Raw genomic sequence first — 16,352 nt, forward strand, 5'->3', positions numbered from 1 at the left:
CAAGTCATTTGTCGAGGTTGCCAGTAGCTCAGCAACTCATGGTCACGATGGATGACCAACACGGGGGGCCTCAGAAAAACCATGGCAGGAGTTCAGTTCCCCTTATAAACAGTTTCTTTGTTGGTAACAAATGCTTTTTTGAACAGGAAACAAAAGTTTCGCTACCAAACTTAATACCTGGTGATGTCATTGACATTTTCGATGACAGTTATGAAATTGAAAAGAGGCAATTTGGTTTTAACGAGGATGCCTTTTTCACAGTTTATTATATGAAAAACGCTAATCGATGACAGTGAGGCGTTGAGCTATTCCAGCTAATAGCTTGTCAATAATTAATTATTAATGAGCGAGGCGAAGAGTGTTATACTGAAAAAAGCCATGACGAATAACCATTCCCTGAAAATTGGGGATGGTTTCCTCGGCAACTAAGTATTGCTTATTAATTTAAGCGGAACGTCTCTTTCTTGGTTAAAATCGCATAAATCCAGTGGAGTAGTTTATTTGCACAAGCGATTACGGCCACCTTAAAAAGCTTACCTTCTTCACGCTTTTTGTCGTAATAAGCCTTCAGTTTCTTATTACGTGAGCTTCGCAAACCACATCGCACAGCCTGATACAAGGCAGTGCGAAGCCTCCTGGAACCGCGTTTGGTAATTTTATTTCGGGTGGCTGTAAACTTACCCGATGAGAAGACGCTCGGGTCTATGCCTGCGAAAGCAACCAGCTTTTTTGCGTGATCGAATCGATCGATTTCCCCGATCTCAGCTAAAATTGTTGCTGCAATTTTGGTGCCAATGCCGGGTATCGATTGGATTAAATCATATTCAGCTCATTCTTCGGCCAGAGCATCTATCGATTTATCCAGTTTAGCTAGATGCTCTTGGTATTGAAGAAGCAACTTAATCAGCAGATCCAATGCGATTAGATGACTGGGAAAAGCGGTATCCTTAAAGGGATTTCGCGCTGCTGCGTCCATTAATTTTTGTGCGCGTTCCATTGACCAACGGTTGGAGCTGGCATGTCCGACAAGGTGTTGTATGGTTGCCGTAACGTCTTCCTCGGACAGTGCCAACACCGATTGAGATGTTGGATGCAGAGACAGGAAACGAAGTGATACCTTCGAATAAAGGTCACCAAATACGCCTTGATACTCCGGAAAGACTTGATCCATCACAGCCTGAAACTGTAGCTTTGCCTGAACAACCATTTCCGTCAGAGACTCACGTTGACGCGTTAGATAGCGCAAATTCAGCAGGTACTGACCACGTTTTTTGTAGGGCTCAAGCTCCTCCTTGTAGAACAATTCCCCCAGTTGGTGGGCGTCAGCAATATCCGTTTTCACCTTACGCAAATTGGTTTTTTTTGCTTGGTGTGAAAGGAACGGATTGATGACGATGTACAGATACTGATGCTCGTCGAGGAACTGAACGACTGGGTTATGATAATGACCCGTTGCTTCTAACACAACGGCCGGACGCTGCCCGGTAAAGGACTGCAGGTCTTGAACATAACGAAGGAAGGAGGCTAATCCCTCCAGATTGTGCTCAAATCGAAAGGTCTTTCCGTAAGGCGTTCCTCGATCTGAAAAAGCTTGTGCATGACTTTCTCCTTTTGATACGTCCAATCCAATAACAGGGTTCATTCCACCACTCCTTACCTTATTTTCACCGGCAACCCTAACCATCTTGTCGTCCACAGTATCGCTTGTTATTCGGGATCTTTGTCCCAACCAGCCTAATCATGGTTTAACAAGTAGGGGGATGAACGGAATAGCTCTCGGGATCCAGTCCCACGGGTACGAACGTTCGATCACCGGCTACCGTTATTTTACGACCATGTAAAAAAGAGGTCGACCAGAAAGATCTGGTGACCTCATAATACGAACGGGTACGATAGCACAATACAAACATGAGGCAGCCGGCCACGATCGACCGGCTGCCTTTGTTCAACTAACTTTCTCAAGGCAAAGTGTAGTGACGATGGCCAAGCAAGAGACGGGACTTGGAGTATCAATGGTAAGCGAAAAAGGATTACGTTAGCGGGGAACGATAGCTTAATAAAAGACATTTGAAGAAGGAGCTGTCGCGGCAGCTCCTTCTTTTGCTTCTTCGCAAAATCATATATTCTACAAATATGTACAAAAAAACTACGTCTGCTAAGTTGTTCAAAACGTGTAGGTACTGTTGGGATTCTGGCGGAAGCGAAGTCGGTTTGTTCCCTCCGTAATTCGAGTTTCCAAATGCGTACGTTCCTTAAGGTAGGCGGCGTACTCCACTTGTCGGAGTCGCTTCAGGGGATCATTTTGTTCCAGTGCATCATCGACCAAGAATACAAATTCTCCATTGCGCAAGATATAGCGGTTCCAACTGCGCAATCCGGTCATTCGGCGGTGACGGGACTTCGTTCGACGGAAAAATCGTTCATGGTCATTATTGGTTCGAGGCAAATTGTCGTAGTTCACTGTGAAAATATATCCGGTTTTTGATTGAAGGCATAGGAACCTCCTCCTTCCTTAGCTACTATTACCCGGTAGGAGAATCTTTCCACAAATGTTAGTGGAACGAGCAGACGTAATTTTTTTGCGTTAACCTGTCCCATCAAGCGGACATGCCGTTCTCCATATGAATCGGAAACAGCAAGCATTTCCTTCTTGGCTAATGGATGTGCCCATTAATACTGCGATACAGAAGCGATACTCCCCCAGCTTGAAATCTTGAGAAAGAGCCGGGAGAGCCGGCTTCTTTTGATAGCTCCGCTTTTCTTCATGGAATCGTCAAGTTATATGGTCAGGAATATTCGTCTTGCCGAAACCGCTGTCAGAAGGTAAAGTCTAAAAAAGATAAAACTCGCACCTCTTTATTAAAATTCATACTGGTAAAGCAGGTTATCCTGTCTTATGTTACTCATCGTATAGGGGGAGGGTCGAACATGTGGAACCGGATAAAGCCGAAGAAGATGTATTTAAGCATATTTTTGTATTCCTGCATTGCCATAAGCCTGCTCACTTTGGTGTTCACTTTGTTCCTGAGCCGGCAGTTCGCCCGAAGCGCAATGGATGAAATGGACAAGTCTACTCAGGAGAAAATGAAACAAGTCGTCACTACCTCGGAATTTACCCTGCAAAATTTGCGCCAGATTGCTTTGAGAATCTATTCGGAGGACAGCATCGGAAACTGGCTGAACATGAAGGAGGACGATTATTCCCCATTGTCGCTCAACAAAGCCGCGAAAAGTGTAAGGGAATTCATGAGCAGCGAGCCCTTTATCCACGGCATTTATTTAATCAACTTCAATCTCGGCCAAATCTACACCTCGGATTCAAGTATTTATACGCCGGAGGATTTCTACGACCAAACGATGCTGGCCTTTATCAAGGGCCAAAAAACGCCGTATATGCAGTATATCAACCATGAGGTCGGCGGAAATTCGTTTCTGGCGCTTGTCGTACCGGCCGCCGGACCGAATCTGAACTATCAGGGCTATGTAGCGATCTTGTTAGGCAAGCCGTTATTGAATGAGAACATGCTCCAGATATCGGCGGAAGACCGAAATAAAATTGTTATTGAAGGCAGCAATAAGGAGTTCCTTCTGGGAAATACGGACCCTGAGTTAACGAAAGAACTAATGGAAATGGCCAAGCCGGCTGCAGTGAACAACTGGAAATGGAAGTCCGGCAAGGAGAGCTGGTCCGTTCAGACTACAAAGCTGCCCATAGAAGGATGGAATGTATATCACTTGTCGCCGCTCTCGCTGTGGCAGGATAAGGTGAACAAAATCCGGGTCGAAATTATCGGATCTTCGATCGTTCTTCTATTAACGCTGCTCTTGTTTTTGTTTTGGCAATCCTACCGCAGCTTGAAGCCGATCACCGACCTGGCCTTTCAAATCCAGAACAAGCTAGGCAAGAAGCATCCCATCGTACAGACGGCGAATCCGGGTAACGAGATGGCGTGGATACATACCGGCTTCCATTCTCTGGTTGAGGAAATTGAGCAATTGGACTTGTCGATCAAGAGCAGCAAAGCTTTGGTAAAGGACGATTACTTGCGTCAGTGGATTCTCAATTCGAAATCCCCCGGACCGGTCGAAGCGTTTATTCAACATCAAACCCAAATTCTCCAGACGGGATGGTTCCGCATGGCGGTCATACGTCTGGAATCGTACGGACGCTTCAAAGAAAATCACGATTTCGCTTCGCGAAAATTATTGCGTTTTGCATTGGCTAACATTATGACCGAAGTGCTCGATAATCATGGCTTTGCCCCGGAAACCGTCGATTTTGGCTCAGATCACGTCGTGGCGCTCTTTTCTTCATCTGCTTCCGGAGACGAAATGGTGCGAGTAGTCGCTGCATTGGAGGATGTGAGGGCTCAAATTAGCCGATGGCTCAAGCTCGAGGTTCATTCCGCGGTCAGCTCCGTGCTCGATGTGGAGGAGTATTTGCAAATTATTTATACCCAGCTGTACGACCTGACGTTGATGGGATTCATCAATCATGAGGCAAGGGTGTTTACCTCGGAGGATCTGGAGCGGTATGAAGGAGGCAAAGACAGCGATCTGGACGATGTACTGCTAAAGCAGGTTATTCACGCCGTTCAGCTCAGGAACGACAAGGATTTGGAAGGTTATTTGAACCAGCTTACCTTGCATATGCAGGCACTGAGCTATGAAGAATGCAAGCTGCAGCTGACTCACATTATTTATTCGATTATGAAAAGCTTTAAAAACTATAAAACATTTCAAGGGATGAAGAGCATCCATACCTTCCTGGAGCAGTTCGCATCTCTGGGAGAAGTGAAATCGTGGCTGTATCGAGAAATGCAGAAAATTATGGTCCAGCACAGCAGAAAGAATGCCTCAAGCCGGAAGAATGAGGTCGCTGCCGAAATGATCGATTATGTGCGCAATCATTTTCACAATCCGATGCTTTCCGTGGACGACATTGCCGCTCACGTATCGATGTCCGTGAATTATGCCAGACAAATATTCAAGGATCATTTACAGTCCTCGCTGTCGGATTATATAACGAGCCAACGGATCGAGTATGCCATCAAGCTGTTGACAACGACCGATTGGACCGTAGCGGATATAACGGAACAGTCCGGTTTTCAAACCAAGAGCACTTTCTTTTCGGTGTTTAAACGGGCGACCGGAATGACGCCAAGCCAATACCGTTTGGAAAACCACGGAGTGTAGAGTGGAAATTCGTACTCCGAGTGCAGGAGAACAAATACTCCCCGTTTGGAACATTTCGTACCGATTGATAGATACCGGACTGTACGAAAGCCGGGCAATCCGACTATGATCAAGTATGAAACGGGCAGGCGGGACGCACCAAGCCTATACGCAAATAATAGGATGTCGCCGCTCGGCCGATCATAACATCTGGAGGGGTAAAACGAATGAGAATACGAAGAAAAGACTTATTGCTAATGGTTCTGTCGCTCTTATTGGCAGCAGCAATGGCTGGCTGCGGGTCGAACGAGACGACGAAGCCCGCGTCCGATTCCGGCAAACCGGCAGCTTCCTCAGACGCCAAGCTGGAACCGGTTACACTGAAAATCATGTTTCCTGGAGATCCGCCTGCCAATTGGGATGAGGTCAAGGGTGAAATGGAAAAACGCCTTGCCGATTCGCTTAACGTGAAGCTGAACGTGGTGTTTATTCCATGGTCGGATGTCTTTCAGAAGCGTCAAGTCGCCTTATCCTCCGCGGAAGACTACGATTTGATCTGGGATAATAACCCGACCCAAAATATTGCCGCCGGCCTCTACGAGCCGCTGGACGAGCTCATCGACAAGTATGGTCCCGAAATCAAGAGCAACCGTACGCCACAGTTGATGGAAGCCAACAAAGTGAACGGCAAGCTATACGCGGTTCCCCTTGAAGTGAATTTCATCCGTCCATGGACGTTTGTGATCCGCAAGGACATTCGGGAGAAGCTAGGTGTCGCTCCGATCAAGAGCTATGACGATTTGATCCAATTCATGTATACCGTAAAGGAGAAGGAACCGGACATTACGGCTTACATCCCTAACGGTCCGGAGCATATCGGCATGCTGCTGGCAAGCATGCTTGATCCGCAAGCCAACCTTGCTTCCGTATTGAAATATCCGGGATTATACACCAAAGGCAATGACGGCAAGGTCTATAATATGTTTGAAAATATGGACCCTAATCTGATGAAGACCTTCGAGCAGAACCGGAAGCTCTATCAGGACGGAATTCTGGCTAAAGATGCCCTTACGCTTAAAAATGCGGAATTTGCCAAAGGAAAAGCGGCCGTTACGACATTTTTTGATTTCGGTGTTAATATCAGCACCCGCACTGCGCTGGAAAAGGCGGTACCCGGGGCGTCTGCGGAAGCCTTCAGCCTGTTTACCCCCGACATGAAGCTCAGCTCGACGTATAAAGCGGGCAACTATATTGCCGTTCCTGTCGTCAGCAAAAACAAAGAACGCGCCGTTCAATTCGTCAACTGGCTGAATCAAAAGGATAATTACGACCTGCTTGCATACGGGATAAAGGGAAAGAACTGGGAGGATGCGGGCGAAGGCCTATTCAAACCAATCCAGGAAAATCCTTATGCCGGCATTCCTTTCGCCTGGGGCTGGAACTCCAAGCTGGATCGCATCGATGCCAGCCTGCCTCAGGACGTCATTGAGCTGAACAAATGGCAGCGGGATACGGGGAACTTCACGACGGATATTCTCTCCGGCTTCACCTTCGATCCGAGCCCTGTTGCCAACGAAGCTGCGCAGCTGAACAATACGGGTCTGGAGCTCTATGATCCTATCGTTATGGGTGTTGTCGATCCGGAAGAGGGCTTGGCTGCGTTTAAGGAGAAGGGCTATGACAATATGAAAAAAATACAGGCAGAGTACCAAAAGCAGCTGGATCAATATTTGGCTAGCAAGAAGCAGTAAGAGCTCTGGAAGCAAGCCGGTGACCTTAATTTATGGTCTGCCGGCTTTTTTTTAAACGCGCGCCATCCCAAATAGATCCGGCCGGAGACCGGTAAACTCCGGACTTTCTCTCAGTGTGACATTTCAAACCCTTTTAGGGTGTTAAAGTTCAGACTCATTGGTAAAAACCGGACTATACGAGCGGCACCGCGGGTGCGTAATATTCAAGTACATAAGAAAGGAAAGGTGAGCATGGAAATTCTACAGGAGATCCGGAAGAACAAATGGCTGTACGCTATGGCTCTTCCCGTCATCGTGTTCGTATTTATTTTTTCTTATTTGCCGATGTCCGCTCATTTATTGGCCTTCAAGCAGTTTATTCCCGTCAAGGGGCTTTGGGGGAGCCGGTGGGTGGGGTTAGATAATCTAACGTTTTTCTTCACGGGTCCAGATTGGTTCGGGGTTACGGTCAATACGGTATTCCTGAACCTGTTGTTTATTGTGTCGGGAACGGTAAGCTCGTTATTGATTGCCCTGCTGCTGAATGAGATCAGATTTGCCTTTTTCAAGAAGGTGACTCAATCTCTTGTCATTTTGCCGCATTTTATTTCCATTATGGTCGTTAATCTGATGGTCACGAATTTCTTTAACGGACAGGACGGTATGGTTAACCGGGTTCTGAAGGAATTCGGCTATCAGACGGTTGACTGGTTTCAGACGCCGTCGGTTTGGCCTGCGCTGCTGACGATTTTGTTCGTATGGAAGGGTGCCGGGTGGGGCTCGATTATTTATCTGGCGACCATTACCGGCTTCTCCGAGGAATATTATGAAAGCGCAAGAATCGACGGCGCCAAGCGGTGGCATCAGATCTGGTATATTACTCTGCCGCTGCTGCGTCCGACCATTATCGTGCTGACACTTCTCGCGCTGGGCCGCATTTTTTACGGCGATTTCGGCTTGATTTATGGAATCATCGGTGATAATTCCTTGCTCTTCAAATCTACGGATGTCATCGATACGTATACGTACCGCTCGTTGAGATCGGCGAGCATGAACAGCTACAGCAATGCCGCGGCGGTAGCGCTGTTTCAGTCGGTCATGGGCTTTGTCACCATTCTATTCTTCAACTGGGTTGTCCGCAGAGTCGATAACGACTCGAAGTTATTTTAGAGAGGAGCTTCTTCATGATATCAAAACCGCGAGATACCTCCCAATATGCCGTCGCCGCCGCGGCATATGTATTCATCGGCTTGTTTGCGCTGATTTGCCTTATCCCCTTCTGGCTGGTGTATATCGGATCGTTCACGGCAGAGCATCAGATTGTCAGAGGCTTCCGCATGTTCCCTACGGAATTTTCGCTCGATTCCTATCGGTTCTTGTTTAACGGCAGCCAGGTGTACCGGAGCGGCTTCGTTTCCATTTTTATAACAGTGGTGGGTACCGTCGGAGCCGTGCTCATGACGTCCATGTTCTCCTATGTAGCGGCACATCCGAAGGTGAAGTACCGGAATATTCTTTCCTTTTACATTTATTTTACCATGCTGTTTGCACCCGGTCTTGTAGGCTATTATTTGCTCATCTCCAACTGGCTGCACCTGCGGGACTCCTTGCTGGCGTTGATTTTGCCGCTGATGTTCTCCGCATTCAACGCATTTCTGATGACATCTTATTTCCGCACGCTGCCCTTTGAATTAAGCGAGGCGGCAACCGTTGACGGAGCGCATGAGCTATATATCTTCTTCAGGATTATATGGCCGATCTCCATGCCCGTCATTGCAACGATCACGCTGTTCTATGCGCTAGCCTATTGGAATGACTGGTTCAATGCGCTGATGTTTATTGACGACTCGCATAATCACCCGCTGCAGATGATGTTAAGAAGAATCGTGTCCAATTCGCAGAATCTCGATTATTTAAATACGAATGTAAATATTCCAGTCACAGCGTCGGGCATCCAGCTCTCGACGGTATGCATCACCATCGGGCCGATTATCTTCTTGTACCCATTCCTGCAGCGTTATTTTATTAAGGGTATGACGATCGGCGCGGTCAAGGGGTAGTCAGTACTTCCTGAATTGCGGAAAATAAATGAGGTCTGCTTAACTGCCGTATTAACGCCCAATATTACGTAAGCGCTTATTTATTTAAAAACAAATATTGAAAATATGTGAGGAGGTGGTCTGAATGTATCACTAAAATCAAGTATTTCAATACTTGTAGGAAGAATAAGCGTAGTATTTTTTCGTTCGCTAACGCGGCCATCAAAAACTTTTTGGGAGGAAAGAGGAGGTTAAAGGATGGGAAAATGGTGTAAATGGTATTCAACTTATGTTCTGACACTATTTCTGGCACTCATAACGGTAGCGGCGTTGATCCCCGCAGGAGATGTTCATGGAGCAGGTACTCTGCTTAAAACCGGAAACTATTACTATAGCCCTGCTCCGGATGGAGGTAGTCTTCCTGACAAAGGAAAGACCGGGCTCATACCCTCAACCAATGGTGTGCTGCTTGACGGATTAACCACAACATATGCCGGATGGATGGGGAGCGAGACTTCCCAAGGGACTGTACAGGTGGTATTTGACCTGCTGAAGGACTACCCACTGGAAAGTATTAACGTCGTACTGAATTCACCCAACAGCTATTGGGGATTTAAAGAGTTTACTGTAAAATATCGCCCTGAGGCTGTAACGGATTATTACTATATTGCTGCAAAACACATCAGAACACCTGGAATAACCTCAACGAGCCCAAGCTCAACCTGGAACTATTCGGTCAACATACCGATGGCGAACAAGACGGCAAGATTTATTGTAATCGATATTAAGCGTCCTCATGCGTTTCAGCATATCCCCCTCACCGAGGTTCAAATTTATAAAGGGACCGGACAGGAAGGCGTGAATCCAGGACCTGCGCTTACTGCGGAGCAAATGGCTCTTGAACTGAAAAAAGACGGCTTAATGGCAGACAAGTACGGGCAGTGGGTTTACGAGACCTGGCCTGGAAAAGTAACATCCGATGAGCAGCTTCAGCAGGAATATAGGAATGAGGCGGATGCACTTTCAAATGTTTCACTGGATCCTGCAAAATACGATCCGTACGGTGGGATTAAAGCCGGCGGACATTACTTAAACACCGGTTATTTCAGACTTCAACAAATCGATAACAAATGGTGGTTTATCACCCCAGACGGGTATAAGTTTATTCTAAAGGGCGTGGATGCCACAAGTCTATGGGAGTGGGGATACGGGACGCCGCTTAAAAAAGCTGACGGTATAACGCCGAGACGGGTATTTGAGGAACTTCCTGATCCGGTCGCATATGCTCCTGCCTATTCAAACGATGCCAATGGTGAAAGAGTAAGCTTCGTCATTGCCAATGTTATGAAAAAATACGGCAGCAACTATGAGTCGAAATGGGAGGATATAACCAAGAAGCGTTTGATAGATTGGGGCTTTAACGCATTCAGTAAGTGGACAAGGCCCGAAAATGTAACGTTTCCATACATTCAAGTCCTGCAAGACCCAAGTAGTTTAAGAAGGATTCAGTGGACATACGATGTTTTTGACCCGCAGAGTGAATCCAACATAGAAACCGCATTGATTTCCCAGCTTCAAAATGCGAAGAATGATCCATGGCTAATCGGTTATACATACGACAATGAGGCCGGGTGGACAACCGATATCGTAAAAGAGGTACTGACGTATACTTCGACATCTCCGGCTAAAAGCGCATTTGTGGATTTTCTTGCACCAAGGTACAACCATGACATTACTACCGTCAACCAACTGCTAGGTACCAGCTCTGTCTCGTTTACCGCATTAAAGGATACTTCGATCAATATTACCAAGGTTCCTGCTGTGGATGTTTCGGATTATATCAAGCTGGCATCCAGAACCTATTTCTCAACAATCAAGAATATAATCACAAGACATGACACAAACCATCTGTTCCTGGGATCGTCTGTCGTTCCCACCTGGCGGACCAGTCTGGATTGGGATTCGGCAGCAATGGAGTTTGTAGATGCTTTTTCTGTAGATAATTATACGAATAATGCAGATTGGATTTCCAGATACGAAGCTTATGGAAAACCGCTATTGAATTTGGAATATACCTTTAGCACGACCCAACGCGGGTTGTCACCCGTAAATGCGGCTACAAGTGTAGCAAGTATAGCGGATAGAGGTTTGGCCTTCAAATCTTTTGTAGAAAGTCAGACATTACATCCGCTGTTTATTGGCTCAGGTTATTTTTCGTACTACGATCAAGCGGTAACATGGCGTAAAGACGGTGAGAATTTCAATATAGGCCTACTAAACCAACAGGATCAGCCCTACACAGATATGGTAAATATCATGAGGATCGTCAATGCAGGTTTGGAAAGTATACATGCTAATGAGATTAATCTCACACTCGATCCTTCTGCACCGAACGGCCTGAACGAATGGTACACGGTTCCAGTAACCGTAACGTTGTCGGCCGCCTACGGGAACGTGCAGTACAGTCTGGACGGCGGAAGCAGCTGGAGCGTCTACGACGCGCCTGTTACCTTGGAACGGGAGGGTTCGAACCAAATGCTGTACCGGCCGGTAACCGTAACCGGTTCGGTTTACCCGAAATCGGTGGAGGCGAAAATCGATCTCACTGCGCCGCTAGTTAATATCATCGGAGAATCGTCCTATACCATTGATCAGACGGTTAACATTACCTGTAGTGCGGTTGATACCGTATCCAGCGTCACTTATTCTTCGTGCGGCGCTCCGCTCGCGGATGTCAAGGCGTATATGAATGAACCGGGCGTTCACAGTGTAACAGCGGAAGCGGAAGATGTCTCCGGACACCGCGGATCGGCCGAACATTCTTACAGCGTATATGCGACGTTCGACAGCCTGTCTGCGCTGACCGATACATTCGCGGCCGAAACCGGCGCTGGGGGTGCGGAGAAAGTTGCAGCATCGCTTCGGCAGCAGCTGGAAACGGCAGAAGCGAGGGCCAACGAAAGGAAAGGCGAGGAAGCCCGCACTCTGCTGCAAGCGTATATCAATGATGTGAACAAGCAAAGTGGCAAAGTGTTCACGTCTGGACAGGCAGCGGTGCTGGTCCGCTGGGCACAATGGTTGCACGATGTGACACCGCTAGCGGGGGGAACTCCGGGAAAACCGGTGCTTTCCGATAACAACGGGTATGACACGGGATTGAAAGACGGGGGCTATACCCTTACCATGAACCTGTGGTGGGGGAACAACGGAACAGAGTTCAAGCTGTACGAGAATGGCGTGCTGATAAACTCGCAGCCATTGACGGACATCTCGCCGCAGGCGCAAATCGTGAAGAACGATATCGCGGGCAAGGTGAACGGAACGTACACGTATACCTGCGAACTGACGAACACCTTCGGCACGACGGCATGCGACCCGCTTATCGTGAATGTAACCGACGCAGCACCGGGCAAGCCGGTGCTGTCCCATAACAATTGGGACGGCGACCCGAATTATGATGTCTCGATGAACATGTGGTGGGGAACGAACGGTTCCGAATACCGCCTGTATGAGAACGGCGTACTGATCGACACCAAGCCGGTGAGTGAAGTAACACCGAACGCCCAGAAGACGGTCACGAGTATCTCCGGAAAGATGCCAGGCGTATACGAGTACCGCAGTGTATTGGTTAATGCGGCGGGCGAGACATCCAGCGAAATGATCACCGTTACCGTCAAGTAAGAAGATTGACCGGAAGTTGATGATTAATCATAAATCCAATTGACGAAGGAGCTGCCGCGGCAGCTCCTTTTGCTGTGCGCACAGCATGGGCGTTATCTCTAGGGTTCAAGTCCCGAATGGTGAAGGCAGTAGTAGCCATAGCTTAAGGCAAGGGTGTCCACCGCGAGGTGGAATCTGAAGGAAGCCGGCGGCAAATCTCCGGTCTGAGGAACACGAACTTCATATGAGGCTAATGTACGTTGGATGAGGTTGCAGTACAAACCAAAGTCCTTACTGCCGAAGGCGTACGAGAGTAAATGAAGCAGATAGATGGAGAGGAAGATAGCGTTCTTACCTGGGGAGATCTGTACGGAACGCGAAATAATTTCGTAATCCTGCTTGTGAAAGTAGGCTGAACGTACAGAAGTCAGCAGAGGCCATAGTACGGAAGCTGTTGCAACAGCTCCCGGAAGCGCTGAACATGAAATAGGTATTTGTACATCAAGGCGTTCAGGATGAGTGGTGAAAGCAGAAAATCCGAAAGGACCTGACTGAAAGAAGGAAGCGGTGAATTCCGTGTGGGGCTTCGGCAGGGCAGATCGGAACATCAAAATACCCAACACGAGTTGCTACATCTGTGCGGGCTTATGTTACTGCATTTTTTGACGAGCATCTACTTCATAAACATCAGAAATTGTTTGATGGTCCCTCAAAGAAACATCCCGATATTCAATTTGTTAAGTAAAATGCCGAGTGATTGGAGTCATCTTGAATTATAAAATGACATGACGCTTTTATTCATGGAAAGAAGCTACCGATTACTTAGATTTATCGAAGGAAATAGGGCTTTCAACCTTTTCTTCTATTTCCTCTCATCTTCATGTGCCCAGGCTATTACGTGGTCGCTTTTACTATCCTTCTATATTTCTTGGAAGGGAGAAATCCTGCGAATAAGCGATCATTCGTGAGAAAACTTAATTCTATCAAGGGAATTCAATAAGGGAGGACCATTGTCCTTTCTTTTCAAAACCTAACTGGCTTCTCATCAACCTTCTACTCGCAATGCGACTATTTTTAAATGGAGTAATCACATCTCTTCGTCATGATAGACAGTGCCTAGGGCATAATTTGTGAAGACCTTTAATTGAATAGGTTGAAAAACCGTCAAGTGGCGCAGTAGCACGGCTTGACGGTTTTTTGTCATTTTCGGTTGGAAAGAAAAGAATTGGGGGAGCGGGCGCAGAACGTTGTTTTAAATAAAAAATCGGTAGGTTTGAAACTCCAACGTCCTCCAATCTAAAAGTCCATCATATGGTACTATTTATACATAGTAAGGACGCGAAGGTCTTGTAGACGAGAGTGACAGTTTAGGTAAGGTGATAGGGGTGTGTAGGAGGAGGAACTCAGAGGTCGGACGCGTTATGGTTGAAGTCGAATGTTTTAATATTTATGAGGTAGAGAACCGTTGTAACATGGATTAAGGATTAGTGTACGTAAAAGCGGCAGACGATTTTCACATAATATATGCCATTTATCTTGATGGATGTTGAGGTAATTGCCTCGATCGCGCTGCCATAGTCGGCAATTGCACCATCCTCATATTTGACCATCACTGGTTGCCTGCTTAGCTTTGCTTTCTTAAAATCTAAATCTGTCCATAGATGGTGCCTACTTTTAAATAACAAAATAATCACCTCTCTCTTGAAACTATTCGTCGCAGTAGAGGGATCTCCTTCCTTTTGGCATTTGTGATTGAGTATGAAAGAGGATGGATTATTTTGAGTTCACCAGTTTTAGCCTTTTGTTTAGAGTGTTATTTTAATGTCCTTCCTCGATATGACTTAATATGGTAACATATACCTAAAAAAATAAAGAATAACTGGAATATACTTAAAGGATTATAAGTGAGTCTTTATTTTAAAAGGAGCCGATGACAAGTGAACTGGGAAATTAAAGAAGGTAAAGTTTTCAAGGATGCATTAGGAACTACTTTAGAGGTTCTTTCTGTAGACGAGACAATGGTAAACTACTTAACTCAGCATGATGATATTGTTAGAGTAGAGCCAATTGAGATATTTCAAAAATGGATTAATAAAGAAATCTCATAAAACCTTGCATGCCTGCAGCTAAAAGCGGTAGAAGTGGGGATGGGGATTGTTGCCTTCTTTAAAAATTGCACCGACCCGTAATGTTAGCAAGAACGGCCCCCACCTCTCTGGTGAAAAAGGATGGTTTCAACCATATTTTCCGAGATGCCTTTTACTTGAAGTATTCGTTATGTGATTAAACTGGAGTTAGACTAAATAATGGACACGGATAACCGAGAGTGCGAAAATAAATGCATTCCTAAGTGAGGTGTCCGGAGATGGCAAAGAAATACGATAAGGAATTCAAGCTGCAGACCGTACAACTGGTCAAAGGCGGAAAGTCAGTCGCACAAGTCGCTAGAGAAATCGGATTACATGAGAACACGGTGTATCGTTGGATGGAGGAATTCAAGCAAGAGGGTACTCAGGCCTTCCCTGGCAGCGGGAAGATAAAGCCAGACGATCAGGCTGTGCGTGATCTTCAGAAACAACTACGAGATCTAAAGGAAGAGAACGAAATTTTAAAAAAGGCGATGCACTGACTTCGCAAAAGACCGGCGCTGATCTGTCAGTTTATTCACGATCACCGCTTCAAGCTCCGTATCGCGAAGATGTGCTGTGTATTTGGAATCTCACGAAGCGGATACTATGCCTGGACTAAACGCAGGAAAAGCTAGCGAGACAAGCGTCGAGAGCGTCTAGAGCGGCAGATCCGCCGTGCCTTCCTTGATTCTAGAAAGCTTTATGGAAGCATTAAAGTGTGGGAAACATTGAAGAAGCAGGGTGTGCAAGTTTCTGAAAAAACCGTAGCCCGTATTATGAAAGAACTCGGTCTGAAATCTCGTACCGTAAAGAAGTACAAGGCCACAACCAACTCCAAACATAACCTGCCGGTGGCAGAGAATGTACTCAGCCAGCAGTTTAAGGCTGTTGAGAGGCCCAATCAAGTGTGGATGACAGACATTACATACATCCATACAGATGAAGGCTGGCTATACCTGGCGAGCGTTATGGACCTCTACAGCCGTAAGATTGTAGGCTTCTCCATGGATGAAAGAATGACGAAATCCCTTGTACTGCAGGTACTACAGCAAGCTTATAAGCTGCAGCGTCCAGGTAAAGGCATGATGCATCATTCTGACCGCGGAAGTCAGTATGCTTCGCTTGATTACCAGACGCAGCTCCTTACCTATGAAATGAACGGAAGCATGAGCCGTAAGGGTAATCCTTTCATAGCGTACTAAAGAAGGAACTTGTTTACCTGGAGAAGTTCAAGACTCGCGAAGAAGCAAAAGCCAAGATATTTGAGTATATTGCCTGCTTCTATAATGGCAAGCGAATCCACTCTTCAATTCGTTATTTTACGCCTAACCAGTTTGAGCGTATGTACCGATCTGCGTTGTGATTCTCTTGGTTTTATGTGTCCATTCTATTGACAGTGGTACAAACTATCCTTTAAGAAAAAAGGAGTAGCTGTCGCGGCATGGACAGGCGTAAAGAAAGAATGAAGAGGCGTAGACCCTTTGAGACAAGGGAGTGAGAACCTCCAAGGGCGGCGGGTTTAAATCATGTTGGTGTTAAAAGTAGAATTTTTCGGGTATGCAAATTTTATGGTGGAAAGTCTAATGGATGCATTTCGTAAATGTAAATTGAAGGATTAA

General features: G+C 46.4%; 9 protein-coding genes and 2 pseudogenes. 9 read left to right on the plus strand and 2 right to left on the minus strand.

Annotated features, from left to right (window positions below; all coding sequences use genetic code 11):
* Positions 1-290, plus strand: a 290-nt coding sequence (locus tag AC0YNV_RS34675) for a hypothetical protein (RefSeq protein ID WP_475772109.1), incomplete at its 5' end; no start/stop codon positions are given.
* Between the two features lie 149 nt (positions 291-439).
* Here the strand turns inward: AC0YNV_RS34675 and AC0YNV_RS34680 are convergent.
* A pseudogene (locus tag AC0YNV_RS34680) lies at positions 440-1,642 on the minus strand (IS110 family RNA-guided transposase).
* Positions 1,643-2,239: 597 nt separating this feature from the next.
* Between AC0YNV_RS34680 and AC0YNV_RS34685 the strand changes: the two are divergent.
* The 6 genes from AC0YNV_RS34685 to AC0YNV_RS34710 all read left to right on the plus strand — a co-directional run bounded on the left by AC0YNV_RS34685 (position 2,240) and on the right by AC0YNV_RS34710 (position 12,625).
* The gene (locus tag AC0YNV_RS34685) at positions 2,240-2,485 is read left to right on the plus strand and encodes a hypothetical protein (protein ID WP_475772110.1); all 246 of its coding nucleotides are present in this window, start codon (positions 2,240-2,242) and stop codon (positions 2,483-2,485) included.
* 443 nt (positions 2,486-2,928) lie between these two features.
* Positions 2,929-5,196 (plus strand): helix-turn-helix domain-containing protein, encoded by a 2,268-nt coding sequence (locus tag AC0YNV_RS34690; protein WP_475772111.1) that lies wholly within the window; start codon positions 2,929-2,931, stop codon positions 5,194-5,196.
* Between the two features lie 206 nt (positions 5,197-5,402).
* A complete protein-coding gene (locus AC0YNV_RS34695; RefSeq protein WP_475772112.1) occupies positions 5,403-6,926 on the plus strand; it encodes an extracellular solute-binding protein in 1,524 nt (507 codons plus the stop codon).
* A gap of 231 nt (positions 6,927-7,157) precedes the next feature.
* Positions 7,158-8,075: an ABC transporter permease gene (locus AC0YNV_RS34700; RefSeq protein ID WP_475772113.1), complete on the plus strand. Its 918-nt coding sequence runs from the start codon at positions 7,158-7,160 to the stop codon at positions 8,073-8,075.
* Positions 8,076-8,089: 14 nt separating this feature from the next.
* Complete coding sequence (locus AC0YNV_RS34705; protein WP_475772114.1) at positions 8,090-8,965, plus strand: carbohydrate ABC transporter permease; 876 nt, start codon at positions 8,090-8,092, stop codon at positions 8,963-8,965.
* Positions 8,966-9,202: 237 nt separating this feature from the next.
* On the plus strand, positions 9,203-12,625 hold the full coding sequence (locus tag AC0YNV_RS34710; RefSeq protein WP_475772115.1) for an early set domain-containing protein: 3,423 nt from the start codon (positions 9,203-9,205) through the stop codon (positions 12,623-12,625).
* Positions 12,626-14,088: 1,463 nt separating this feature from the next.
* Here the strand turns inward: AC0YNV_RS34710 and AC0YNV_RS34715 are convergent.
* Positions 14,089-14,217, minus strand: a complete 129-nt coding sequence (locus AC0YNV_RS34715) for a hypothetical protein (protein WP_475772116.1) — start codon at positions 14,215-14,217, stop codon at positions 14,089-14,091.
* A 324-nt stretch (positions 14,218-14,541) separates the two neighbouring features.
* Here AC0YNV_RS34715 and AC0YNV_RS34720 point away from each other — a divergent pair, with 324 nt between their 5' ends.
* Complete coding sequence (locus tag AC0YNV_RS34720) at positions 14,542-14,712, plus strand: hypothetical protein (protein WP_475772117.1); 171 nt, start codon at positions 14,542-14,544, stop codon at positions 14,710-14,712.
* Between the two features lie 257 nt (positions 14,713-14,969).
* Positions 14,970-16,096 (plus strand): annotated as a pseudogene (locus AC0YNV_RS34725) (IS3 family transposase).
* Positions 16,097-16,352: the final 256 nt, after the last annotated feature.

Source organism: Paenibacillus sp. JT31N11 (assembly GCF_056269285.1).